This window comes from Rhodoferax koreense (assembly GCF_001955695.1).
Classification (GTDB): Bacteria; Pseudomonadota; Gammaproteobacteria; order Burkholderiales; family Burkholderiaceae_C; genus Rhodoferax_B; species Rhodoferax_B koreensis.
The window spans coordinates 1,724,864-1,748,218 of record NZ_CP019236.1 but is presented as its reverse complement, the minus strand read 5'-3'; the positions used below and the strand labels follow the sequence as shown (position 1 = coordinate 1,748,218).

General features: G+C 66.4%; 18 protein-coding genes and 1 tRNA gene. 5 read left to right on the top strand and 14 right to left on the bottom strand.

The features are described 5' to 3' along the window. Position 1: 1 nt before the first annotated feature. Entirely contained in the window at positions 2–853 is an 852-nt protein-coding gene (locus RD110_RS08250; RefSeq protein ID WP_157900094.1) for an alpha/beta hydrolase, read from the bottom strand. Between the two features lie 191 nt (positions 854–1,044). Between RD110_RS08250 and RD110_RS08245 the strand changes: the two genes are divergently transcribed. Continuing rightward, positions 1,045–1,120: transfer RNA gene (locus RD110_RS08245), tRNA-Lys, on the top strand. A 311-nt stretch (positions 1,121–1,431) separates the two neighbouring features. Here RD110_RS08245 and RD110_RS08240 read toward each other — a convergent pair. The 10 genes from RD110_RS08240 to RD110_RS08195 all read right to left on the bottom strand — a co-directional run bounded on the left by RD110_RS08240 (position 1,432) and on the right by RD110_RS08195 (position 16,445). Next, positions 1,432–3,603: a polysaccharide deacetylase family protein gene (locus RD110_RS08240; RefSeq protein WP_076198431.1), complete on the bottom strand. Its 2,172-nt coding sequence runs from the start codon at positions 3,601–3,603 to the stop codon at positions 1,432–1,434. A gap of 126 nt (positions 3,604–3,729) precedes the next feature. After that, positions 3,730–5,007, bottom strand: a complete 1,278-nt coding sequence (locus tag RD110_RS08235; RefSeq protein WP_076198429.1) for a hypothetical protein — start codon at positions 5,005–5,007, stop codon at positions 3,730–3,732. Next, positions 5,004–5,831 (bottom strand): hypothetical protein, encoded by an 828-nt coding sequence (locus RD110_RS08230; protein WP_076198427.1) that lies wholly within the window; start codon positions 5,829–5,831, stop codon positions 5,004–5,006. Before RD110_RS08230 ends, RD110_RS08235 begins: the two co-directional genes overlap by 4 nt. 10 nt (positions 5,832–5,841) lie before the next feature. Continuing rightward, a complete protein-coding gene (locus RD110_RS08225) occupies positions 5,842–6,714 on the bottom strand; it encodes a YaiO family outer membrane beta-barrel protein (RefSeq protein WP_162277352.1) in 873 nt (290 codons plus the stop codon). Positions 6,715–6,716: 2 nt separating this feature from the next. Beyond that, positions 6,717–7,910 carry a non-hydrolyzing UDP-N-acetylglucosamine 2-epimerase gene (gene wecB / locus RD110_RS08220; protein WP_076198424.1) on the bottom strand — a complete coding sequence of 398 codons (1,194 nt, stop codon included), beginning with the start codon at positions 7,908–7,910 and terminating at the stop codon, positions 6,717–6,719. Next, positions 7,907–9,841, bottom strand: a complete 1,935-nt coding sequence (locus RD110_RS08215; RefSeq protein ID WP_076198422.1) for a polysaccharide deacetylase family protein — start codon at positions 9,839–9,841, stop codon at positions 7,907–7,909. Before RD110_RS08215 ends, wecB begins: the two co-directional genes overlap by 4 nt. Beyond that, positions 9,838–10,980: a polymer-forming cytoskeletal protein gene (locus RD110_RS08210; protein WP_076198420.1), complete on the bottom strand. Its 1,143-nt coding sequence runs from the start codon at positions 10,978–10,980 to the stop codon at positions 9,838–9,840. The genes RD110_RS08215 and RD110_RS08210 overlap by 4 nt, the downstream gene beginning before the upstream one ends. Continuing rightward, positions 10,977–12,302: a glycosyltransferase family 2 protein gene (locus RD110_RS08205; RefSeq protein ID WP_239467199.1), complete on the bottom strand. Its 1,326-nt coding sequence runs from the start codon at positions 12,300–12,302 to the stop codon at positions 10,977–10,979. The genes RD110_RS08210 and RD110_RS08205 overlap by 4 nt, the downstream gene beginning before the upstream one ends. 272 nt (positions 12,303–12,574) lie before the next feature. Further along, positions 12,575–14,746 (bottom strand): hypothetical protein, encoded by a 2,172-nt coding sequence (locus RD110_RS08200; RefSeq protein WP_157900093.1) that lies wholly within the window; start codon positions 14,744–14,746, stop codon positions 12,575–12,577. A 178-nt stretch (positions 14,747–14,924) separates the two neighbouring features. After that, positions 14,925–16,445 (bottom strand): CoA-acylating methylmalonate-semialdehyde dehydrogenase, encoded by a 1,521-nt coding sequence (locus RD110_RS08195; RefSeq protein ID WP_076204621.1) that lies wholly within the window; start codon positions 16,443–16,445, stop codon positions 14,925–14,927. Between the two features lie 110 nt (positions 16,446–16,555). Here RD110_RS08195 and RD110_RS08190 point away from each other — a divergent pair, with 110 nt between their 5' ends. Then, positions 16,556–17,497, top strand: coding sequence for a LysR family transcriptional regulator (locus RD110_RS08190; RefSeq protein WP_076204618.1), 942 nt, complete (start codon positions 16,556–16,558; stop codon positions 17,495–17,497). On the opposite strand, the gene RD110_RS08185 is transcribed toward RD110_RS08190, so the two are convergent. From RD110_RS08185 to RD110_RS08175, 3 genes are all read right to left on the bottom strand, one after another. Continuing rightward, positions 17,498–18,610 carry an extracellular catalytic domain type 1 short-chain-length polyhydroxyalkanoate depolymerase gene (locus tag RD110_RS08185; protein ID WP_076204617.1) on the bottom strand — a complete coding sequence of 371 codons (1,113 nt, stop codon included), beginning with the start codon at positions 18,608–18,610 and terminating at the stop codon, positions 17,498–17,500. It lies immediately after the preceding gene. Between the two features lie 37 nt (positions 18,611–18,647). Beyond that, positions 18,648–19,055, bottom strand: a complete 408-nt coding sequence (locus RD110_RS08180) for a CopG family transcriptional regulator (protein WP_239467198.1) — start codon at positions 19,053–19,055, stop codon at positions 18,648–18,650. A 162-nt stretch (positions 19,056–19,217) separates the two neighbouring features. Further along, a complete protein-coding gene (locus RD110_RS08175) occupies positions 19,218–20,003 on the bottom strand; it encodes an Npun_F0296 family exosortase-dependent surface protein (protein WP_157900092.1) in 786 nt (261 codons plus the stop codon). A gap of 289 nt (positions 20,004–20,292) precedes the next feature. On the opposite strand from RD110_RS08175, the gene RD110_RS08170 reads away from it, so the two are divergent. The 3 genes from RD110_RS08170 to RD110_RS08165 all read left to right on the top strand — a co-directional run bounded on the left by RD110_RS08170 (position 20,293) and on the right by RD110_RS08165 (position 23,347). Beyond that, positions 20,293–22,254 (top strand): diguanylate cyclase domain-containing protein, encoded by a 1,962-nt coding sequence (locus tag RD110_RS08170; protein WP_162277351.1) that lies wholly within the window; start codon positions 20,293–20,295, stop codon positions 22,252–22,254. A 135-nt stretch (positions 22,255–22,389) separates the two neighbouring features. Further along, on the top strand, positions 22,390–22,542 hold the full coding sequence (locus RD110_RS27800; protein WP_157900091.1) for a hypothetical protein: 153 nt from the start codon (positions 22,390–22,392) through the stop codon (positions 22,540–22,542). Positions 22,543–22,894: 352 nt separating this feature from the next. Then, positions 22,895–23,347: a hypothetical protein gene (locus tag RD110_RS08165; RefSeq protein ID WP_076198410.1), complete on the top strand. Its 453-nt coding sequence runs from the start codon at positions 22,895–22,897 to the stop codon at positions 23,345–23,347. Positions 23,348–23,355: the final 8 nt, after the last annotated feature.

Sequence of the window (23,355 nt, the reverse complement as noted above, 5' to 3'; positions counted from 1 at the left end):
CTCACTGCAGGAGTAGTTGGCAGGCCAGCTGGTGCAGGCGATGGCGCGGCCTGGTCAAGGCCTCGACGATGCTGAAGTGGTTCAGGCCGGGCAAGGTTTCGCTCACCGGAACCGTCTCGGTTCCCCAGGCCTGCTGGATCAGGGCGTTGTGGCGCAGGAACTCCGCGCTCTCGTCGCCGCCGACCACCGAGAACAGCTGGCCATTTTTCGGTGCGGGCATCCAGGCCGGGCTGCTTTGGCGCGCCTGCGCCGACGTGAGGCGAAGCGCCTCGGCGAGGAACGGCGTGCGGCGGATCGACTCGAGCTCATACAGGCCAGAGATCGACAGCACGTGCCTCACCAAGCGCGCCGGCAGGTCCGTCCCGACGGCCGTCCATTGGCAGGCCAGCAACATCGCCGCCAAATGCCCGCCCGCCGAATGCCCCACCACGGTGATGCGTTTCGGATCGCCGCCGAAACGCGCGATATTGCGGTACACCCAGGCCAGCGCCTGCACCTGCTGCAGGACGATCTGCGCAATCGTCACGGTCGGGCACAGGTCGTAGTTGGGCAACACCACGCACGCGCCGACACGGTTGAAGGCCGGCGCAACGAACGCGTGTTCGGCCTTGTCCAGCGAGCGCCAGTAGCCGCCGTGGATGAACACCAGCACCGGCGCCTTCGCCCCGGCAGCCGGGAAGATATCGAGCTTCTCCATCGCTCCGTCGCCATAGGCGGCATCGAGCGTGCAGCCCTTGCGCCGACGCACCCGCGCCGAAGTCTCCGCCCAATGGGCCAGATGCCTCGGGTGCTCAGGCACCAGCGCCCGGTTGTTGTACATGCGATCCAGCCACGCCCCGTCGATTCTTGTCACGCGAACATCCTTGCTTTTTGCGGCACGTATCTTGGCACACGCGGCGACTGCCGCCTCGCGGAACGCCGGCACCCGGTGACGGCCGGACGACGATACAGAAAAATACGTTTTGTTGAGTCCACCCGGAAAAATCCAGATTTTTGCTGCATAATAGCGGGCTTAGCAGGCGAGACTTTCTCGGATGCTCAAGTGGGTTCTTAGCTCAGTTGGTAGAGCAGCGGACTCTTAATCCGTAGGTCGTGTGTTCGAGTCACACAGGACCCACCAAAAAATTAAGAAGAATCAAGCACCTCACGCGAAAGCGTCAGGTGCTTTTTTCTTTTCCGATTTTTTGTCCATGTTCTTCTGGTTGCATCGGGTTGCGCGTACCCTGCGCAAGCGTCTGATGGCATCGAAAAGGCATGCGGGGCCTGGTTCAGCCGTTGAATACCTGCCGCCAAGCCGACGACCGGTTCTTCGCTGACCCTGCCCCGTCTCATGTCCGTCATTCACCGAGTCGGCGGACCGACCGCCACGACGTCGGCGGCTCCGTGCTCAAAGCCATTGTGTGGCCCAGTCGTCGGGCCGCGGCCTGGACGTCAGAGTTTCCACGCCATGAAGGTGATGCTCGTGCCGGATTTGGCCGTCACCACCCAGTTCTTCGAGTCGGTCGTCGAAACGCTGCCCGAGCCCGATATGACGGCCGGCATGGTGTATTCGCTGCGGGGCAACAGCCACGTCACATCGGTGAGAGACACCGGGTTGTAACCCGTGAAGTTGATCCAGCCGGCAGTGCCGCTGGCGCTCCAGGTGGTCTGCAGACGGCGCTGAGAGAAGTCGGCGAGTTCGGCCATCGTGTACCACTTGAACCGGCCCGCCGATTGCAGCGTCGCGGCGCGCCTGACGAAAGTCTTCACGACACCCAGGTGCCCGAGTGCGCCGGGTGGATGGTTGTAGAACAGGCGGTTGGTGCGGTTGTTGACCACGAAGCTCTGCAGGTCGACCAGCCACTGCGCGGACGTGCGGTCGGTGACACCGTCGAGTTCGAACTCTTCGAACGTAGCGGACTTGCCCAGAGGAGCAATGGGCATGGCCCAGAGCTTGTTCGTCAGGCGCTCGCCGCTGCGCCATTCGCGCGTGGCTGCTGCTCCGGTGTTGCTGACGGTGTACATGCCGACCACGCCTCGCCGCTCCAGCCATTGCGTGGCCCAGGTGGGATTGTTGCCCACGGGAGCCGAATAGGCGCGCAAGCGTTGATTGGTGACGTCCTCGATCGCGTTGAAGTTCAGCACCAGCCAGGGCAGGTAGGTATCGGCATTGGTCTCGTTGGCGTTCAGGCCGTACAGGTCATGGTTCCAGCCACCGTGCGAGCCGATCTCGTGCGGCATGCCGTAGCCGCGCGCGTACCAGCCGACCTTGGCGGTCTTGGCCACCACGGCCTGCGCAGCCGGGTTGTTGGGCAGGTTCATGCCTGCCCCATCGCCCAGGGTCACGACATCGGGACCGGCGGTGAAATGCACGGTGAACGGACCCTGGTTCTGCATGAAGTCCATGGCCATGAGGCTGCGGAACTGCGGCACGATGTCATCGCCGTCGTCCACGTGCCAGTTGTAGACCAGGCCGCCCACGCCCCTGGGCTGGACGGACAGGCGCGGCATGACCACCTGGTCACGCGCGAAGTGGTTCAGGAAGCCCTGGATCAGCACGCCGTCGGTGCCGATCGCCTTGAAGTAGCCCAGCGGGATGTTGACGAACAGCACCTTTCCGGAACCGTAGTCGCGCTCGCCCGCCACCAGTCCGTGCTGGGGCGAAGTCAGGAACACCTTGCCGGGGAAGGTACCGGTCGTCACGAAGTGGTAGTAGCTCAGTTCGCCGAAGCCGTAGCCGCTGATCGACTGCATCGCCGCGTCAGAGGACGCAAGCCTGGAGGCCGTGACCGCGGGTGCGTTTTCGCTCCAGTTGGAGCCGTCGGCATTGACGACGGCGCTGACGTCGTCGCCCTGGCGCAGGCTGGCCGCGGTGCTGCCCGTCCTAAGTTGCGACTGCAGTTGCGCCAGCGCCTGCGTCGCGTTGCCGACACGCAGGTCATAACGCAGTTGCGTCGCGCTGGTCGCAGCGGCCGAGAGCCGGGCCAGGCTGGGCGAGCCGCCCCTGGCGCGCGCCTCGATCAGGGAGCGCATGAACTGCGAGCCACCGGGGTCGAACCGGTTGGTCGGAACGAACACTGCGTTCGCAGGGCCGGCGGTGGCGACGGCGGCCGCAGCGCTGCCGGTATCGGCCACGTAGGGCATGTATTTGCCCGGCGGCAGCGACAGGTTTTCCATGCGGCCCTTGCTGCCGACGATGGGGCCGAAGCCGACCACGCGGTCGCGCAGCAGGTCGTACTGCACGTAGTCCACGCCCACCAGGTCGGAGAAGCGGGACTTGCCCGTCAGCGAGTACACGCCGCTGTCGGTCAAGGCGCCTGCGTCGTAAGTCAGCATCAATTGACCGCCGGCGTTGACGTATTGCTTCACGGCCGCCACCAGCGCATCGCTGGCCTGGATGTGCGCGCTGTCGGGCAGGATCAGGCCGGCAATGGTGTTCACCGCGTTCGCCCCGAGGGCGAGAAAGGCGGAGTCGGTCATGGTCCTGATCTGGATACCTTCTTCGGCAGCCGAATCCGTCCAGACCTGGACCTGCCAGCTCGACAGGCTGGCCCCATCGGGGATCAGCAGCGTGAGCCTGTCGCGCGAGGTTGCAGCCTGCGCAGCGCCGCTCAGGGCCAACATAATCGGCCACAGCAAAGCCGCGACCAGTCGCCGGTCAATCCGCCGGAGGAAGAAACAACATGAGTCAAGCAGGGAAGGCATAGGACACCTTGAGTTGAGGTTGAGGGAGGGGAACGACGAAAGTGGTCACCTGCCCGGTGGTCCGGGAAGGCCCGGCGCATCGGAGGCAATAGGGCTGCGGACCGGGTCGGCGAGCCAGAACAGCCAGAGCAGATCGCCGACCTGGAACGGCCAGGCGAACGGCCTGGCCGGCGGCATCCATGCCAGCCGGGCGCGGGCCACCCAGGCCCGGGTGCTGTCGATTTCGCCAACGCAGCGTGCCGCCACGGCCACCGCCGGCCACCAGAAGCCGTCCGGATCGACATTGCGGGCAGACCAGTCGGCCTTGTTGCGCCATTGCGCGGCCGCCTTCCGCCAGGCCGCGCGCGAGCGCTGCAGGGCCGCCGGGCCGGCGTCGCGGCCCCACAGCAGCGGCCAGGCCTGCGCAACGGTGTCGGGATACCAGGTTGAAAAATCGGGCTTGGTGGCGCCGAGGCTCACGCGCCAGGTCTGGCTGGGTGCATGCCACAACTGCTTCACGATGGCGGCATCCAGCCGGGCGGCGGTGGCCGTGCTGTTCAGGCCCGCCTGCGGTACCTGGTAGACCTCGGTCTGCAAATGCGCCCAGGCCCGCCAACCGGCGGCCACCTCGACCGCATCCATGAGGTAGGCCACCTGGTGGTCCGGCTTGGCCCAGCTCAGGCCGCCGGGCTCGGCGAGCGACGCCATGGTGCCGGCCGCGGACTCTAGCGCCGCGCGCACCGCGGGCTCGCGCAGCAGCCCGGTGTCGCCGCTGAAACGCAGGTAGGCCTCGGCCATGAGCAGCGTGGACGCGGCCGTGCTGTCGTCGGCGTCCACCTGCGGGCAGGTACGTGCATCGCGGCCGGGTGGGCAGGTCGCTTCGCGCAGATCCGCGCCGCGCACCCAGTGGTCGAACACCACGCCCCGGCCGGGCCCGGTGACGGTGGTGTGCGAGACCTGCCAGCGCAGCCAGCGCGCGGCCGCGGGCGCGAGCGCAGGTTCGATCCGCAATGCACCGATGAAGGCCAGGTTGACCTGGTAGGCCGAGACGTAATGCCAGGCTTGCCCCTGCGGATCGACGTAGCCCGGCGAGGGATGGGCCTTGACCGCACCGTCGGCGGGCTCGCCGGGCGCCTGCAGCATCAGGGACTCGAAGGTGCGCAGCGCGGCGTCGCGGAATTCGGCGTCGACGACCTGCCCGGGCTCGCAGGCATCGGGCGCCGGCGGCGATCCGACCTCGGCGCGACCGGCCGCCATCACGCCGAACGCACACAGCAGGACACCGGCCACGCGAAGCGGCATCCCGGACGCCAAGGCTTCGTGCCGCGCACCACCCAGGCTCATGCCGCCTCCCGGTCGCCGGACGCGCTGGGGGCCGGCCAGCTCATGCCCCAGCCGTAGAGTGCGACGAAGCCGACGATGGCCAGCATCACACCGAACAGCAGGTGCAGCACCGGCAGCAGGATCAGGCCGGCGGCCTGCACCAGCGCGACATGCAGCGCATATTGCAGCGGCGTCAGCACGGCCAGATAGGCGGCCGTCAGCACGGTGAGCAGCGTGCGCTGCCACATCGCGAAAGGAAACAGATAGAAGGTGGCCAGGTGGATCCACGGCGTCAGCAGGATCAGGTACCAGGCCTGGCGCATGCCGCTGATCACGTGGCTGCCGATCGAATGCACGAAGCTCGCGGGCCAGAACGCGAAGAACAACACGGCCGCGGCATGGATCAGCACACCCAGCCGGACGAAGAACGCGATCGGCTTCGCCGGTTCGGGCAGCCAGGAGGTGCACCACCACAGCATCGTCAGCGCGGCACCGTGCCAGACCGGAGCCCAATCGTCGGGCACGGCCTGCACCAGTTCGATGGACGGCACACTCACCGCGAAGAGTTCGTGCGTGGCCACACCCGCGCCTCCCAGGTCGAACCGCCCGGGCAGCGCCAGGACCTGCATCCACCACAGCAGCTGCATGCCCCAGAACCGGCCCACCCAGGGCCGCAGCCACCACAGCGCCAGGCTCAGGCCGAGGGCCAGGGCCACGCTGCCCCACAGCCGGCCGCGCGGCAACGACAGGCGCCAGATGGCGCGGTGCGTTGCAATGGTGCCGCCGCGGTGGCCTTTGGCGCGCAACCGTGCCAGCACTTCGCGCGCGAGGTGTCGCTGCGTCATGGCCGTGCCCTCACCACTGGACGAACAGCCCCGCGCCCAGCGTGCTGCGGTGGTAGGTCGGGTTCCGGTAGTACTCGGCCTGCGCGCTGAGGCCCCAACGCGGGCCCAGCCAGTAGCGCCAGTTGACGCTTGCGCTGCTGCTGCGGAAATTGACGAGTTCGGTCGGGCTGCCGAACCAATAGGCCCAGTTCTGGGCGAGGCTGCTGCCGGTGGGTTGCGGCACCGTACGGGCCTGTGTGCCAAGCGACTGGTACGCCTCCGTGCCTTCGCTGTAGCGCACGCTGAGGTATTGCGCCCCTTCGCGGCCGAAGGTCACGCTCGCATACGGCATGTGCGAATGGATGCGGCCCGGCTGGCTCACGTTCAACGTCACGCCGGCCTCGATCACCACCGGCGCGTCGAGGTACCAGGCGGCGGACAGCCGCATGCTGGTGTCGTTGCGATCGCTATCGAAGGCCGCGCGGTACAACGCGGCCGAAGTCACCAGTTGCCGACTCGGAAGCCACTTGCGCGACAACTGCGCATCGACGCGGTAGTTGGCCCAGTTCGGGCCGCCCGTGCCGGCCGCCACCGTGCCGGTGGTGTACCAGTCGGGCGACAGCACCGCGGTATACGCAATACCGACGATGCCGCCGTGGTCGCCGAATTTTCGCTCGTCGAGCACCTCCGCCTGCAGCACGTCACCGCCCGCCAAGGCCCAGGTGCCGCGCAGGTCGAGCGATTCGCCGTCGGGCAGCCCGGCGGAAAGCTTGCTGTGGCTGCCGATCAGGTCGAAGGTGGCCCTCGCCGGCACGGCCTGTTGCGCGGCGTCCTGCGCCATGGCCATCTGAGCCGTACAAAGCAGGGCGGCGACCACCGCGGTCGGCGATATTTTCCAGGCCACCGTCATGCCTCGATCTCGCGGGCCAGGACGTCGGCGATGCGCCGCGCGGTGTGGCCGTCGCCAAACGGGTTCACCGCACGGCGCATGCGCTTGAGTTCGGCCCCACCCTTGAGCAGCTGCGTCACGGTGGCGAGGACATGGTCCGCGTCGGTGCCGACGATCAGGCCCGCGCCGGCTTCGATCAACTCGGGCCGCTCGGTCGTGCTGCGCAGCACCAGCACCGGGCACGAGAGCGCCGCGCCCTCCTCCTGGATGCCCCCCGAATCGGTCAGCGCCAGCAGGCTGTGCTGCAGGCACCACAACAGAGCCGGATAGTCGAGCGGCGGGCACAGGCAGAGCCGGCCCTCGAGCCGGTCGGCCAGCGCCCCGAGTTCGGCATGCACCACATCGCTGACGGCCGGGTTGCCGTGCACCGGCCAGACGACGGCGAGGTCGTCATGCGCCGCCAGCAGGCGCGCCACGGCCCGCGCAATGTTCCGGATGCCCGGGCCCCAGTTCTCGCGCCGATGGGCGGTCACCGTAATGAGGCGGCAACGCGCGAGGTGCGGCTGCAGCCTCTGCAGCGGCCCGGGCAGCGCCAGCCTGCCGCTGCCAAGCAGTTCGGCCAGGCGCGAGGTGCCCGCGAGCGCGGCATCGACTGCGGTGTTGCCGACCATGTGCACGCCGCCTGCGGCCAGGCCCTCGCCGTTCAGGTTGGCCGCCGCGCCGGGCGTGGGGGCGAAATGCCAACGCGCCAGCCGCGCCGTGAGTTCGCGGTTCTTTTCCTCGGGGAACGGTTCGCGCGCATTGAAGGTGCGCAGGCCGGCCTCGACATGGCCGATCGGGATGTCGAGGTAGAAGGCCGCCTGCGCCGAGCCCAGCGTGCTGGTGGTGTCGCCATGCACCAGCACCGCACTCGGCCGCACTTTCTCGAAGACGTCGGACAGCCCTTCGAGCAGCAGCGCATTCAGGTGCGCCAGGCTACCGTTCCTTCGTTCGAGCATCACCTCGTGCTCGGGCGCGATGTCGAAGAAGCTGTAGAGCGACTCGGCCATCTCCCGGTGCTGGCCGGTGTGCACCCAGGCCACGGGCATGCCGCGGCGGCGCAGTTCGGCGTAGACCGGCGCCATCTTGATGATCTCGGGCCGGGTGCCTACGGAGATCAGGATAGGGTTTCGCGAGGCCGTGTCGGGCGCGGCGGTGAAGGATGTCGTCATGGATCGGGATGCGGAGTGGAAGGAGATGTGGAGGCGGCGGATCCGGTAGCCGGCGCCAGCCGGAGCCGCAGCGTTGGCGATGCGCCGGCGACGACGCGCCAATAGGCCACATCCCGGTCGATCTGCGCCTGGCCGGCCAGCAGCGTTGGCCGCGCGTAGCGATCGACCGGCAGCAGCCAGGTCATGTGTTCGAGCGAGCGCGGATGGCTGGCCTCGAGCCATTGCCCCCCGTCCTGCGCGCCATCGGGTTCGAGCGTCCAGTCGACCTTGAGCCGGTCATTGGCAAAGTCGGCGTAGGCCGCCATGGTGGTCCAGCGCAGCGTCTGGTTCTTCACCAGTTCGGCCGTGTGCCGCATCCAGCCCTTGAAGGCTTCGGGGAACATGGCGATGCCCGGCGGGTGGAAATACACCAGCCGCACCGTGCGGTACTCGGCGCAGAAATCGGCGACATCCTTGAGCCAGGCTTCGATGTCGCGCTCGGGCACATGGGCCGCCTGTGCCTCTTCGAAGCTCGCGTAGACGCCGTAGCTCATCACCGGAAAGGACCACATGTCCTCGGGACCGCGCAGGCCATCCTGGTAGCTGCGCGTGGGCGCCATGCCGATGTCTCCCGTGAAGTAGTAGGCATGGATGCCGCGCCCCCGCAGCCATCGGGTCACCCAGGCCGGGTGGTTGCCGATCGGCGCCGAGTACTCGCGCACGGACCGACCGCTGGCCTGGGCGACGGCGGCCAGGTTCTTCTCGATCAGCGGGATCGAGAGCTTGCGGTCCTGCCTGTCGACGAGGCGGCCGAACGCGTTGTGGATCCAGCCGCCATGGCTGCCGACCTCGTCGCCGCGGTCGGCGAAGCGGCGCACCCATTCCTTCATGCGCGTGTTGTTCGCCAGGTCCATGCCCTGGCCGTCGCCCTCGGCGTCGACGTCGGGGCCGGCGGTCAGGTGCACCGAATAAGGCCCCTGCTCGAACACGCCGAGCGCAGTCAGCGACTCCATGGCCGGCACGGCCGCGGCGGAGTCGATATGCCAGTTCATGACCATCGCGCCGCGCGCGTCGGGCATCGGCGAGAGCTGCGGCAGTCGGGCCACGTCCTGCGCGAAGTAGCGCAGGAAGCTGTTGAGGAAAAAGCCGTCGGTGCGCAGCTTCAGGTAGCCCAGCGGCAGGTTCACGAACAGCACCTGGCCCTTGCCGAACGCGTGCAGCCCGGCCAGCAGGCCGTCGCCGTCGAAATGCATCAACCGCCGGCCATCGAACCGGCCACGCGTCTGGAACACCGGGTAGCGCAGGCGGCCGTAGTTGTAGCTCACCACCGCGAGTTCCTCGTCGGCCAGTGGCGGCGGCTGGGTGCTGGTCAACGGGTCCTGGCTGTCCTCGCGCATCAACTTGCCGGGTGACAGGCGCAGCAGCGGCATGGCCGCGCCATCGACCCAGGCGACCTGCTCGCCCGACATGCGCGCGCCAAGCTCGCCGTACAGCGCGTAACGCACGCCGGCCATGTCGGAGAAGCGCGACTGCACCGGGTGGTAGGTGCCATCCATGTCCTCCAGGCCTGCATCCTGGGTCAGCAGGATCTGGCCGCCGTTGCGCACGCGTTGCTCGAGCTGGGCCACGAGTGCGTCGTTCATGCGGCGGTGCACGGTGTCGGGCAGGATCAGCGCCGCATCGAGCGGAAGACCGCCCGGGCGCAGCAGCGCCGAGGCGCGTACCACGGACATCGCAAATCCGTTCTCGGCGGCAGCGTCCTGCCACAGCTTCACATGCACGTTGTCGTCGGAAAGATCGTCGGGAATCAGCAAGGCCAGCCGGGTGACCTGGACCGGTGTGGCATCCGAAGCCCGGCTCCAGTGCCACAGCAACGACAACAGCACCGCAGCCAGCGCGATGACGCCCAGCCGACGCCACCAGAGGTAGCGGGCGGAAGGAGCCGTCGTCATGCGAGGGCCCGTTCCCGCGCCGCGACGGGGGCGGGCCGCGACAAGTCCGACACCGTTGACTCCGCTGGATGCGCATCGGCCGTCTGGCCATCGCCCGCACTTCTGGTCGATCCCTTTTCACCCGCCCAGACCGTGCCATGCACGACCGCACCACTGCTGACCCGGATGACCGGCGCGGCCACGGTCGCCCACCGCTGTGGATCGCCGATGCGGCAGTTCGCGCCGACATCGACCGCCGTCTCTGAGACCGCCGCGCCCTGCACCACGCAGCCATGGCCGAGCTGGATTTCGCCATCGGCGAAGATGCTGCCGCTGACCCGGCAGCCGCGCGCCAACCGCAACCGGCCATGTGCCTTGAGGCTGCCGGTGACGCGGCAGTCGGCGCCGAGTTCCATGTCGCCGGCAGCGACCAGATCGCCCTGCCATGCACGCCGCGCGGGCAAGACCACGCTCGCCTTGCTGAAGCCCCGTCGCTGCTGCGCGTCCCAGGCCAGCCCCGCTGGCCAGTCTCGCATCGGCAGGATTTCACCGGCCACGGCCTCGGCCCCGATGGTTCTCGGCAGGAACTGGATGGTCGGCGCATGCAGGAGCGTGAAGCCCACGCCCTCATCCAGGCTCAAGGCCTGGGCCGCGGTGATGCGGCCGGGCAACGTGCTGCCGGCATGAACCGTCACGTGCCGGCCATGGGCCCAGCGCAGCACGGAAGCCCCGCCCAGCAGATGCAGATCCGCGTCGGACCACAGCGCCCGGTAGACACCGCCGGTGGCCGTGGTGAGGCTGCCCGTGGCCGCGACCTCGACGAGGAAGGACACGCGGCGCGGCAGGCTGGCATCGCCATCCACGTGCCACACCCGGCGGCTCGCGCCCGTGTCGCGTTCCGCTGGCGACAGCGGCCACGCCACGGCGGCGGCCTGGGTCAGGCACATGAGTTCGGACTGTCCGACGCGGTTTGCGCACGAACGGATCGCGTCCTTCAGCATGGCCGAGAAACGGGTCGCCATGAACGTCGGGTCGAGCGCGTCGGTCTCGTCGATCGGCAGCGGCACGATGTCCCGTGGGCGCCGCCATTCGCTCAGCGCCGGCAGCATCGGCAGCAACACCACGGCCAGCGTCAGCCCGGCAAGCAGGGCCAGCATCATGGCTGGCCCTTCGGCGCGGCACGGCGGTAGCGCACGGTCTTGTCCCAGTGGAATTTGCGCCCGGGCATGCGGTCCACCACCACCTGTTCCCAGACCGACAGCGCAATCGCCACGGCGCTGACGATGAAGCCGAGGAAGGAGAAAGCCAGCAGGCGGATGCGCCGGTTCGAGCGGTCCAGGTGCACGGCCGCGGCGATCTCGAAGAACGCCGCGAAGTTGCCCAGCGCGCTGTGCACCATGAAGGCCATCAGCAGCAAGGCGGGGGCGAGCCACTGGATGCTGACGGTGAAATACATCAGCACGCTGAGCACCCAGCCCAGTAGCAGGATCGGCGACATCATGTAGACGCCGAGCAGCAGCAGACCGTCCACGCGTTCGACGAGGCCGAGTTCGCGGTTGCGGTACAGCGCGCCGGCATGGCGCACCATGGCTTGGTTGTGGCCCTTGGACCAGCGCTTGATCTGGCGCATGCGCACGGCCCAGCTCTGCGGCACCTCTTCGTAGCATTCGGCGCGGTTGTGATAAACCGTGCGCCAGCGGCCCAGCAGCAGCCGGTAGGTCAGGTCGGTGTCTTCGGCGAGCACGTCGTCATGCCAGCCGCCCACGGCCTGCAGCGCACTCATGCGGATGCCGCCGACGGTGCCGCCGTACTGCGGCACCAGGCCGAGGTTCATGCGCGCCTGCTGGTCCACTTGGTAGCCGCCGGAGCGCTCCAGGTCGAGCAGCCGGGTGAGCAGATTGGCGCCGACGTTGTGCGGCACGACGCGGCCCATCACCGCGCCCACTTCGGGATCGAAGAAGGGCGCCATCAAGCGCCGGATCAGCCCGCGCGAGGGCATGTAGTCGGCGTCGAAGACGACGATGAAATCGGTGTCGACGGTCTCCGTCGCGTCCTTCAGCGCCGCCGCCTTGCCCGGTTTGCCGCCCACGCGGTGGAACGGCACGATGCGCCCGGGGAAGCGCGCGACCACGGCGTCGATGATTTCGCGCGTGCGGTCGCTCGAGCGGTCGTTCACCGGCACCACCACCATGCGGTCGGCCGGGTAGTCCACCAGCATCAGGTTTTCCAGGCAATCCTGGATCACATCCTCTTCGTTGTGCGCGGCCACGAAGATGGTGACCCGCGGCCAGTCGGCGCTGACGATGCTGGCGTAAGTGTGGCGCTGGCGGCCGAACAGGCGGTTCAACGAAAACACGTAGTGCCGCGCCGTGTAGACCGTGAGCAGCAACATGACCACCACCATCAAACTGGCGAGCGTCCAGGCCCAGGTGGCGCCGAGCGGGCTCTGGACGCGGACACCGAACTGCGACGTTTCGAGCACGCCCGCAGCAGTCGCAAAAAGAAGACAAACCACACTGGTTACCAGTGCTGTTTTTCCAATACGGATGGTCATTCGTTCCTGTGCAGAGTATGCAAAGTCGCGAAGTATGCCCAAAGGGATACCAACCAAAGGCGGATTTCTGCGTGTTTGGCGCCGTCTTTTACATGCCGTATCTCAATCGTTCATCGATTAACGTAACACGTTCGACATAGGAAACAGATACTTGATTTATATGAGTATTTATCCAAGCGAACGCGGTGCAGCAGGCAAACTCAGACGGTGAAAAATGCGCGAACTCCTTGCAGCCAGCCCAGGCGCCAAGCCGCGAGCGCCGCGCCCAGCACCAGCAGCAAGGCCACCAGGCTCCACCCTCCGACATGGCGCTCGCCGAACGGGTCTGGCTGGCGCCGCGTGCCCGGCGGCAGGCGCGCGGTCTGCGACAGGGACGCGCCCAGCCGCACGTTGAGCCGCATGCGGCCATTGATGGCCCAGCCGCTGGCGTCCAGGATGGGGCCGAGGCTGCGCTGGCGCAGCTTGAGCCAGGCGATCAGCATGCTCGGCCCCGAGATCGACAGCACGATGCCGATGATGGCCAACGGAATCCACCAACCCAGATCGACGAACTTCCCGAACACGCCGACGATGACCGCGCTGATGCTGCCCAGGGCCACCCCCAGTGCGGCCACGGTGCCGACATCGATGCGACTGCGCGGTGCTGAGACCGGCGGCGTGGTCATCGTGGAAGCGGTGGCTGTGGGCAACGCCTTGTCGGCCTTCGCGATCTGGCCGGCCCAGCCCCCGAGCTTGGTTTGCTGCGTGGCGTCGCTGGCGGCCGCGCGCTTGGCGACCTGCTCCTCGATCATGCGCAGGAACTTCTTGTACGGGGAGAGGAAGGCCTGGGCGATGCTGATCGGGTTCTCGATCACCTTGACGATGCGGGCGTCCCAATCGAGGCCGTCGCGATCGTAGAAGAGTCCGTTGCGACCGACGAACAGGAAGTCCACATCGCCGGCCGTGAAGGCCGCGGCGATCGTCATCCTTTCCTTGCCGCGCGTGCATTCGCAATAGGCAAGATAGGCCTTGGCCAGGCCGGCCACGACCGCATGCTTGCCGGCATCGGCCACTTGCACCGTGAGGTCGCAGCTGCGTCCGTCGAGGTACAGCCGGCCTGCCTGGAAGACCGCGCCCTCCCGGTGGTAGAAAGACTCGAAGGAGACGAAGTTGCGCAGCAGCGCCAGCAGGTCGCGCTGCAGCCGCAACAGCTTTTCCAGATCGTTCACCAGGCCCTGCTGCGGGGCAGCCTGGCTGTCCTGTGCGATCAGCGCCAGCAATCGTTCGCGCGCCGCGGGCAGATCGCATCCGAGCAGCCGGTTCACGGTCTCGCTCCCGAGCGCGGCCACCGGGCCTGCGGGGCGCGTGGCCAGCCAATCGCCGCACGGTGCGACCAGGGCTTTGAGCTGCTGCCAGGCCGCTTCGTCGATGGCATGGCCATGGTCCGCGCCAAGCAGCGGCAACACAGCCTGTTCGCGCAGCGCGTCGAGCGCAGGCTGCCAGGCGGGGTTCACATATTCTCCCAGCGGCAGGGCACGGCCGGCGGCCACTGGCGCCAGTGGCAACTGCTTCAACGGATCGGCGGTGAGCGACAGGATCTGGGACGCATAGGCGCGCAACTCTTCGGCCGGCGGCGCATTCAAGGCCCCGGCGGCGCCCGCGTCATACGCGGCCAGTCGGCAGCGCGCAAAGAAATCCTCCACCTTGGGCTGTACCGCCTGCACGGCCTGCGCCGCGGTGCGTAGTGCGCCGCAATCCTGCTCACCTTGGGCATGCCAGGCCAGCAGGCGCTCGGCGGCCTCGAAGAAAGCCAGGCCACGGGCCTTGTCGATACCCGGCGTACCGCTGGCGTCGTCGACACCGCCGCCAGTGGCGATGATGGTTTCGATCAACTCGCGCAAGGCCGCATCTTCGGCCGCGGTCGCGGGCGTCACGATGCCGTCGCCATTGAAGCGTTCGCTCGCCAGGTGCTTCTGGCGTTCGACCAGTGCCTCGAGTCCGATGTCGCTCGCATCTTTGAGCCCCTGTAGTGCCAAGGTATGGCGAGCCTCCGCGGCCAGGGCACGCCCTGCCTCGTTGTCGGCCAGATCATCGAGCGCCAGCCGGCCGGCAGGCTGCAGCAACAGATCGGGGTTGCGCAGACGCGCGCAGGCCCAGTCGCAGGCCGCCAGCAGCTCGGGCGCGCGGATGCGTCCGTCGTGGTCGGTGTCGATGAGGTCCAGCGTACGGGTGTCGAAGTCGATGCCGCGCGTGGGGCAAGCCAGCGCCACCCAGAGCTTCTGGTCGAGTTCGCGCAGGTGCGCGATGTCGGCACCGCGGGTGATCAGGACTTGGTCGACGCCGCCCGCGCGGAAGAATTGCCAGGCGTGGGGCACATGGGATTCAGAAGACATGGGCTGAGAAAGCAGCGCCGCATCGCCCGTTGTGGCATCCAGGGGCGCACGGAATGACTAGGGGAAAACGAAACCCAAGCATCGCGCACCTTGACCGTGACAGGTGTCCAAACCCGCCACACCCGGCTGTAGGACGGCGCCCTTTCCGGCGCTCGTGCTCCCCTCTTATCCTCGCCTCTTACTTGGCCGTGGGCATCACGAACTCGGCGCCCTTGCCGATGCTCTCGGGCCAACGCTGCATCACGCTCTTTTGCTTGGTGTAGAAACGCACGCCCTCCTCGCCATAGGCGTGCATGTCGCCGAAAAGGCTCTTCTTCCAGCCGCCGAAGCCGTGCCAGGCCATCGGCACCGGAATCGGCACATTGATACCGACCATGCCGACCTGGATGCGGCGGCTGAATTCGCGTGCCACGTTGCCGTCGCGCGTAAAACACGACACGCCGTTGCCGAACTCGTGCGCGTTGATCAGTTCGATGGCCGAGGCCAGGTCCGGCACACGGACGCAGCTCAGCACCGGACCGAAGATTTCTTCCTTGTAGATCTTCATCTCGGGCGTGACGTGGTCGAACAGCGTGCCGCCCATCCAGAAACCGTTGTCGCAACCCGCGCCGGCACGTGCGCCCTGGAAACCGCGGCCATCGACGAGCAGCTTCGCGCCTTCCTTCTCACCGGTTTCGATGTAGCCGGTGATGCGTTGGTGTGCGGCGCGCGTGACGATCGGGCCCATTTCGGCCGCGAGGTTGGTGCCGTTGAGCACCTTGAGTTCATGCGTGCGTGCCACGAGCTTGTCGATGACCTTGTCGCCCGCGTCGCCCACCAGCACAGCCACGCTGATCGCCATGCAGCGTTCGCCGGCCGAACCGTAACCCGCGCCGATGAGGGCGTCCACGGTCTGGTCGATGTCGGCGTCGGGCATCACCACCATGTGGTTCTTCGCGCCGCCAAGCGCCTGCACGCGCTTGCCGTGGCGCGCGCCGGTCTCGTAGATGTAGTTGGCGATCGGCGTGGAGCCGACGAAGCTGATGGCCTTCACGTCGGGATGCTCGAGCAGCGCGTCCACCGCCACCTTGTCCCCCTGAACCACGTTGAACACGCCGTCGGGCAGGCCAGCCTGCCTGAGCAGATCGGCCATGAACAGCGACGGCGTCGGATCCGTCGGGCTGGGCTTGAGCACGAAGGTATTGCCGGCGGCAATCGCCACGGGGAACATCCACATCGGCACCATGACCGGGAAGTTGAACGGCGTGATGCCAGCCACCACGCCCAGCGGCTGGCGCAACGTCCAGTTGTCGATCCCGGTGGAGACCTGGTCCGTGTAGTCGCCCTTGAGCAACTGCGGAATGCCGCAGGCGAATTCGACGATGTCGATGCCGCGCGAGACCTCGCCCTGCGCGTCGGTGAACACCTTGCCGTGTTCGGCGGTGATCATGTGGGCCAGTTCGTCCTTGTGCACGTTCAGCAGCTCGAGGAACTTGAACAGCACGCGGGCCCGGCGGATCGGCGGCGTGTCGGCCCACTTGGGGAATGCGGCCTGGGCCGCGGCCACGGCCACGGCCACCTCGTCCACGCCGGCCAGCGCCACGCGACCGGTCACCGCGCCGGTAGCCGGGTTGAACACATCCTGTGTGCGGCCCGAAGTGCCGGCGGCAATGCGGCCGCCGATGTAGTGGGCGATGTCGGTGATGGCGGTGCTGGTCATGATGGTGCGTGCGGTGCAGTGGTGAAAGTGCATGGAGTTTAGGAAGCCGTGCAAGCCTTGCATAGACCGCGTGGCTGAAAGCTTTGTTCATCATGGTGAACAATGCAGGCATGCGAAGTTCAAAAGTCGAAAGCCTCTGGTCCCATCTGCACTGGTTGATCGTGTTGTCCGAACAGGGCAGCTACACCGCCGCTGCCAAACGGCTCGGCGTGAGCAAGGCCGCCATGAGCCAGCACATTGCGGAACTGGAGCGCGAGGTCGGGCTGCCACTGGTGCGCCGCACCACGCGCAGCATGCGGCTGACCGAGGCCGGCCAGCGGCTGGTGGACGACACCGGGCATGCCTTTGCGCAGATCGCCGAAAGTTTCCACGGGGCCAAGGATCTTGCCGGTGAACCGCGCGGCCTGGTGCGGGTTACGGCGCCGGTCGCACTCGGCCGACAACAGCTCGTGCCGCGCGTGGCCGCGTTTTTGCTCACGCATCCGGCGATTCGCGTGGAAATGGAACTGTCCGACCGCTTCAGCTCACTCGCCACCGAAGGCTTCGACCTCGCGGTGCGGCACACGGCGGCGCCACCCGACACCCACGTCGCCTGGGAGCTGTGCAGGACCTACTCCCTGCTCGTCGCCAGCCGGGCCTACCTGGACCGCTGCGGGAGCCCGGCCGCACCCCAGGCCCTGACGGAACACGCATGCCTGCACTATCCCCGCGGGAAGGACTCGCCGGTCTGGTCCCTCGAGCCGAAGTCCGGCCGCACCAAGGCGGCCCAACGCATCACCGTGCCGGTGGGCGGCCCGCTCGCGGCCAACAACAGCGAAGCGCTGCGCGATGCCGCCATGGCCGGGCTTGGCATCGCGCTGGTGCCGGATTTCTCGGCCCAGGCCGGTTTGCGCAGCGGCGAGTTGGTGGAGGTGTTGCCCGACTGGCGCCCGGTCGGTACGTTCGCCGAAAAGATATTTGCGCTGCGGCCTTATGCGCAGCAGGTGCCGCGCGCGGTCACGCTGTTCGTGCGCCACCTCGAGCGCAGCATGGCGGCGGGTTTCCAGGCCTGATCAGGCGCGCGCGTCCGGGCGGCGATGCCCCGCGAAAAAGCGCATCATCTCGCGAGTCGCATCGGGGCCGGTGCCATCCGTGTAGCTGCCCTGCGGCCGCCCACCCGACCATGCATGGCCCGCGCCGTGAATCAGCCAGTGTTCGGCCAGTACGCGGCCATCCGCGGCAGTGTGGACGGTGCGGGTGAAGCGACGGCCGTTGGGAGCGCGGCCCTGCTCCTGCCGTTGCGAGGCAGGCGCCGCGTCGTCGCCCAGCGCCTTGGTGACGACCTGCTGACCGTTCAGCGGATGCACCGTGTCATCACGGTCGCCATGGAAGACGATGGTCGGCACCGCCGCGCCCGATGCGCCGTTCGCGCGCGCGGCACCGGCCGGGGAAACGCCTGTTTTCATCACCGAAAAGGCGCCGGGCATGTCACGCGCCGCACCGGGCGGCAGGCCGGAATGCACGCCGGCCGCGGCAAAGATTTCGGGATACGCCTCGGCAAGAATCGCGGCCATGGCGCCGCCGGCCGACAGCCCGGCCACATACACGCGGCTGGGGTCGATGCCGTGGCTGCGCACGATGGCCTGTGTGAGGTTGCTGATCACTCCCGGTTCACCGTTACCGCGGCCCTGGTGGTTGTGCTTGAACCAGTTCCAGCAGCGCGACGGATTGGCATCCTGCGCCTGCGCGGGGTACAGCACATAAAAGCCTTGCTCGCGCGCCAGTTCGTTGATACCGGTGCCGGCGGCGAAATCATCGGGGTTCTGCGTGCAGCCATGCAGCATGACCACCAGGGGCAGCGACTGGCCCTCGTAGCCAGGCGGCACATAGAGCTTGTAGGCGAGGCTGCGACCGGCATGGCTGTGCGTACCGCTGACGAAGTCGGCGCTGGCGGCGTCGGTTTTGGCCGAGGTGGGCTTGGCGGCACCGACCTCGAAGACGTAGCCGTCGAGCACGGTGCCTTGTGTCGTCGGCGGTGCCACGGGCATGCCGGGCGGCGAAAAGCCGGGATTGGACAGGCCGGCCTGCCTGAGTGCACGTTGGATGTTTTCCGTCGCCTGCTGCAGGTCGCCGCCTTGCGTGAGCCGGCTGGCTGCGCGCATCAAGTCGTGGATGGAGGAATGCATGGAATCTTTCATGAAGGTGTTGGGAATGCGACGTGGCTCAGCGCTGGCGGCTGGCCAGCGCGGCCTTGACCTCGGTGCTGGCTTGCAGCGCGCCGAGCACGTCGATTGAATCGATGGTGGCGAGCGCGAGTTCGGGCGTGACGTCGGCGGCAATCGTCGCGAGTCCGAGTACGCGAATCTGCAGCTTTTGTCCGGCGGCCTGCACGGCACGCAGGTCATCCGCGCTGAAATGCTGCATGCCGAGCACGAGCATCTTGCGGGCCACGACCTGCTGGACGGCGTCGGCATGGCTGCGCAACTGGTTGCGGATGGCGGTGCGGATGAAGTCGGAACGGTTGCCGTAGAAGCTTTCGGCCACCAACAGGTCGATCTGGCCAAGATCGACGAACCCCAGGTTGATGGTGATCTTTTCCGAATCGGCCGGTTTGAGTTTGTTTGGCAGCATGGAAAGCATCCTAACACCATCCAACTGGATGGTTATTGGATGTTTTTTGACCATTTTCACGGAATGGACATGGGGACGAACAGAAAAAAAGGCCGTCCGCTGAACCAGCGAACGGCCTTGGGCCAAGGGGCGCGAGGCCCCCGGCCATCCCACCAACAGTCTTCAGCGGATCAGCTTGCGGCGACGTGTGACCACCACCGCGGCCAGGGCCAGGCCCGTCAAAGCCAGGGAGGCAGGTTCGGGCACGTTGCGGGCGATGTTGTAGCCAATGGCCAGGTTGTCCATCTCGAAGGCGACGCCAGAGGTGGAGAAAGCGAAGCTGGTGAACTGCTCGGCCGGCGTGAAGAACAGGTTCACGTAGATATTGGACGAGTCGGCCTGCTGGTTGCCGGACGTGCCCTTGAACTGGTTGATCAGGCTGCTGCCGGTCACGGTGGCAATCACGGCCCCGGAGGCGTTATAGAAAATGAGGTCGTTGAAGGTATCGATCGAGCCGTAGTAGAGACCGAAATAGTTCAGGCTGGCGCCCGGACCGAGCGTTGCCAGCAGTCCCGAATAGTTGATGTTCACTTTGTCGGGCAGCGCGCCGCCAGGCGTCGGCCCGAAAGCGTAACAGGTCTTGTCGCCTGCAGGCGCGGCAGCCACGCTTGCCACAGTGCCCGTGCGCAGGCCATAGGTGCCGCCGGCGATGCTCACGAGGTTCGACGGCGTATCCAAACCGCATCCCTGGGCATTGCCGCCGCCGTTGCGCGCGTCGAACGTCTCCACGAACAGGCCTGAGCCGGCCGCCGCCACGTTGTTGGCACCCAGCAGATAGCTCGTCTTGCCCGATTGGTCGCCGCCAGCGACATTGGTGTTGGTGGAGTCGAAAGAGACGCTGTACGCCAGCGCAGGGACGGACGCCGCGAGACCCATTGCCATCACGCTGCCGAAAAGAATCTTTTTCACCTGGCTCACCCCTTTTGTTTCTTGAAAGTACATATGGAAACAATTATCCGTATGGACATGGAAGATCGCCCAACGCCGACTTGCTCCGCGCCCGGCTTTCCGGTACTTCTTGGCACAAGCTCGCGGCTTTGTCGTTGGGTGTGTTCTTCGCCCAACGCGCGTTCGAGGGGGTACATGTGAACGATTGCACGCTTGGACAGGGCAGACTCGAACCCCATCGATTTGCACCATTTCCGGACTATTTCATTCCTGAAAAAGAACACACAGCGCGAAAATCGATCGGATGCCCATGCCTCAGGACCGCGGTCCAATCTCATCCACCGTTTCCCGCGCCGACCTGTCGGCATGGGCGGTTCTGGTGCTGGCATTGAGTTTGATTTTCCTCATGGGCGCCGTGCAATTGCAGCGCAACCACGCGCAAATCAAGGCAGAACAGCAAAACCGCCTGCAGACCCAGGCGAGAGTTGTGGCGGAAAACTTGGTACGGCAGCTGCGCGGCGTGGACAGTGCACTGCGGGGTCTTCGCGCTGACCTGACAGCCCCGTCGGCGGCGCAGGCGGATGTCGTCTCGCCACATCGGCTCAATGAACTCGGTCGGGCCATGCCGGGCGTCAGAGGCATCGTGGTACTCGACGCGCAAGGCAGGATCACGGTTTCGGAAGCATCGGTCCTGGAGGGCCAGGATTTTGCCTCGCGCGAATACTTCAGGGCACCCAGGGAACGGCCGGACTACACGAGCCTGTACGTGTCGCCGCCGTTCACATCCACACGTGGTGTCTACTCCATCAACCTCGGCATCGCCGTGCCCGATGTGCATGGCCGGTTCAATGGCGTCATCTCGGCAAATCTCGATCCGGAGTATTTCGAAATCGTCGCCCGCTCCGTGCTGTATGCGCCCGACATGCTGGTGAGCGTGATCCACGGTGATGGCAAACCGTTCATCGACCTTCATCCCGCGCGATCCGGCCACGGCAAAGACCCGGCACAACACAGCGCCAGTTTCGCGCGACACATTGCCAGCGAACGCAGCGAGACCATCGCCGAAGACGAAGATGCCTTGACCCATGACAACCGCATGGTGGTGTTTCGCACCGTTTTTCCGCCAGAACTGGACATGGACACGCCGCTGGTGGTGTCGGTGAGCCGCAGCACGCGAGAGGTCTATGCGCCGTGGCGCGACGACGTGCGCAGCCTCGCCTTGCTGTTCGTTCTGTTGTGCATCAGTTCGGCGGGCACCTTGCATTTCGTGCAGCAACGCCGCCAGGCGACCTCCCATGCCGCAAACGAACGTCAGCGGCTGGCCGACATCAGCGCCGAGCAGCTGCGAGGCGCCGCCGAGCTTCAGCAGCGCACCGGCCGCCTTGCCAAGGTCGGAGGCTGGCAGCTCGAACTGGCCACCCAGCAGATGACCTGGACCGACGAGATGTACGAGATCCACGACGTCGATCGACAAGCTGCACTGTCGAGAGGGGTGGCTCTCTCACCTTACACGCCCGATGCGCGTCGATTGGTCGAGTCCGCCATGCATGAAGCCATCCAACACGGCACACCGTGGTCGCTCGAAGCCCGCGTGGTCACCGCTCGGGGACGCCAACTCTGGGTGCGCACCCAAGGAGAAGCCATCGTCGAGAATGGCCGGGTGGTGCGGCTGATCGGGGCATCGCAGGACGTCACCGAGCGCGTACGTTTTGCCACCGAGTTGCAGGCGGCCAACGAGAAGCTGGAGCGCCTCACCGTCACGGATGGCCTAACGGGCGTCGGCAATCGCCGGCTGTTCGACCAGAAACTCGCGACCGAATGGACCCGTTGCGCGCGGCGCGGACTCGACCTCGGCTTGCTGATGGTAGACATCGACCACTTCAAACTCTACAACGACCATTACGGACACCAGGGCGGCGATGCCGTGTTGCGCCAGGTGGCCACCATCCTGACGCAATGCGTGCAGCGGTCTGGCGAACTGGTGGCACGCTACGGCGGGGAAGAGTTTGCGGTGCTGCTGCCCGGCAGTGACATGGAGAGCGCGAGCATCGTCGCCGATCTGTTTCTCGCCCAACTTGCCCAAGCCGCGATTCCGCACATTGCGTCGAGCACCGCTGCCGTGCTCACGATGAGCATCGGCGTCGCCAGCATGGCGCCCGTCGCCACCGATCAGCCCGCACAGCTGATCCGGTCTGCGGACAGCGCTCTCTACATCGCAAAGCACCTCGGCCGCAACCGCGCGGAGCAGGCCCCGGCGGTCGCCGGCCCCTAAGGCCCCCACAGCGCCCACGGTAGGTGACGCGGACGCTTGGGATTCGCTCTGATATTGATCGAATAATGCCGGAATTCGCAGCCTAAAAATTCAGGCTTCATGCAAACGACATGTGGTTCCGCTAAATTGAGGCGCATGAGTCACGACACCTCCTCCCCATCCGCCGAGTCCGAACGACCCGTCGCCGAGCCATTGACCAGCACGGCACTCATCCAGTCGGTGCTGATGCTGGGTATGCTGGGCTTGGCCGCCTACAAGGTGCTTGACGCGGCTTTGCGCCTGCTTTGAGCAGGCCGCCCGAACGTTCGACGCGCCGGAACAAGCTGAATCGGGCTTTGGCGATCGTCGTTCTGACGGTGGTGGCGCTGGCGTTCATCGGTGGCGTCACCATCTTTTCATACCAGATGCTAAGGACGGCATAACGCCAAGCCGTATCGCGTTCATCTTCTGTTCAAGATAAAAAAACGGGAGTCGCTGGTGACAACGACTCCCGTTCGGTGCGGTGGTGGAGCTGGGGGGATTTGAACCCTCGCCGCACCTAGGCTGGACGGGGGTTTGCGCCATTCGGTGCGAATCCGGTGCGAACCGCTCATCCCGTTTCCTGTTCCCCGCGAGCCTGGCGCTGCGTAGGATCGGCCGGATGAAACGCTACTTCTTCAGCTTCCTGATGCGCGGCGAGGCCGAGAGAATGATATTCGAGGTGGCGGAGCAGGAACAGATTCGGCTGTCGGCCTGCCTGGAAACCTTCGATCCCTCGCAGACCATCGGGTTTTTCGGGTTTGACTCGACAGATGGGCAGAGCGTCCATCTCAACCTTGCCGAGCTCCAGGTCGCCCGGCAGCTTTGGGAACCGATATGGATTTCCAGGGAGGCGGAGGAATACGAAGGTGGCGTCAAGCTGAAATTCAGAGACCGGCCCGAAATCTTTGATGAGTTCGTCGAGCCCGAGGACTGCATGACACTTGTGGAAGGCCTGGCGGACGAGAGCACACTTTTCGTCACCTTCGTTGATGGCGATGGCGAAGAGTACGTTTTTGCCAAGCCTCACCTGATTTGGGCGATCGTACCCACAAAGTATTTGCAAGGAAACTGACGATGCCG

Coding starts and splice junctions, on each gene's coding strand:
- RD110_RS08240 (WP_076198431.1), bottom strand. CDS start 3,603: ATGTTGGCCCTGAGCGGCGCTGCGCAGGCTGCAACCTCGCGCGACAGG.
- RD110_RS08235 (WP_076198429.1), bottom strand. CDS start 5,007: ATGAGCCTGGGTGGTGCGCGGCACGAAGCCTTGGCGTCCGGGATGCCG.
- RD110_RS08230 (WP_076198427.1), bottom strand. CDS start 5,831: ATGACGCAGCGACACCTCGCGCGCGAAGTGCTGGCACGGTTGCGCGCC.
- wecB (WP_076198424.1), bottom strand. CDS start 7,910: ATGACGACATCCTTCACCGCCGCGCCCGACACGGCCTCGCGAAACCCT.
- RD110_RS08215 (WP_076198422.1), bottom strand. CDS start 9,841: ATGACGACGGCTCCTTCCGCCCGCTACCTCTGGTGGCGTCGGCTGGGC.
- RD110_RS08210 (WP_076198420.1), bottom strand. CDS start 10,980: ATGATGCTGGCCCTGCTTGCCGGGCTGACGCTGGCCGTGGTGTTGCTG.
- RD110_RS08200 (WP_157900093.1), bottom strand. CDS start 14,746: ATGTCTTCTGAATCCCATGTGCCCCACGCCTGGCAATTCTTCCGCGCG.
- RD110_RS08195 (WP_076204621.1), bottom strand. CDS start 16,445: ATGACCAGCACCGCCATCACCGACATCGCCCACTACATCGGCGGCCGC.
- RD110_RS08190 (WP_076204618.1), top strand. CDS start 16,556: ATGCGAAGTTCAAAAGTCGAAAGCCTCTGGTCCCATCTGCACTGGTTG.
- RD110_RS08185 (WP_076204617.1), bottom strand. CDS start 18,610: ATGCATTCCTCCATCCACGACTTGATGCGCGCAGCCAGCCGGCTCACG.
- RD110_RS08180 (WP_239467198.1), bottom strand. CDS start 19,055: ATGCTGCCAAACAAACTCAAACCGGCCGATTCGGAAAAGATCACCATC.
- RD110_RS08170 (WP_162277351.1), top strand. CDS start 20,293: ATGCCTCAGGACCGCGGTCCAATCTCATCCACCGTTTCCCGCGCCGAC.
- RD110_RS27800 (WP_157900091.1), top strand. CDS start 22,390: ATGAGTCACGACACCTCCTCCCCATCCGCCGAGTCCGAACGACCCGTC.
- RD110_RS08165 (WP_076198410.1), top strand. CDS start 22,895: ATGAAACGCTACTTCTTCAGCTTCCTGATGCGCGGCGAGGCCGAGAGA.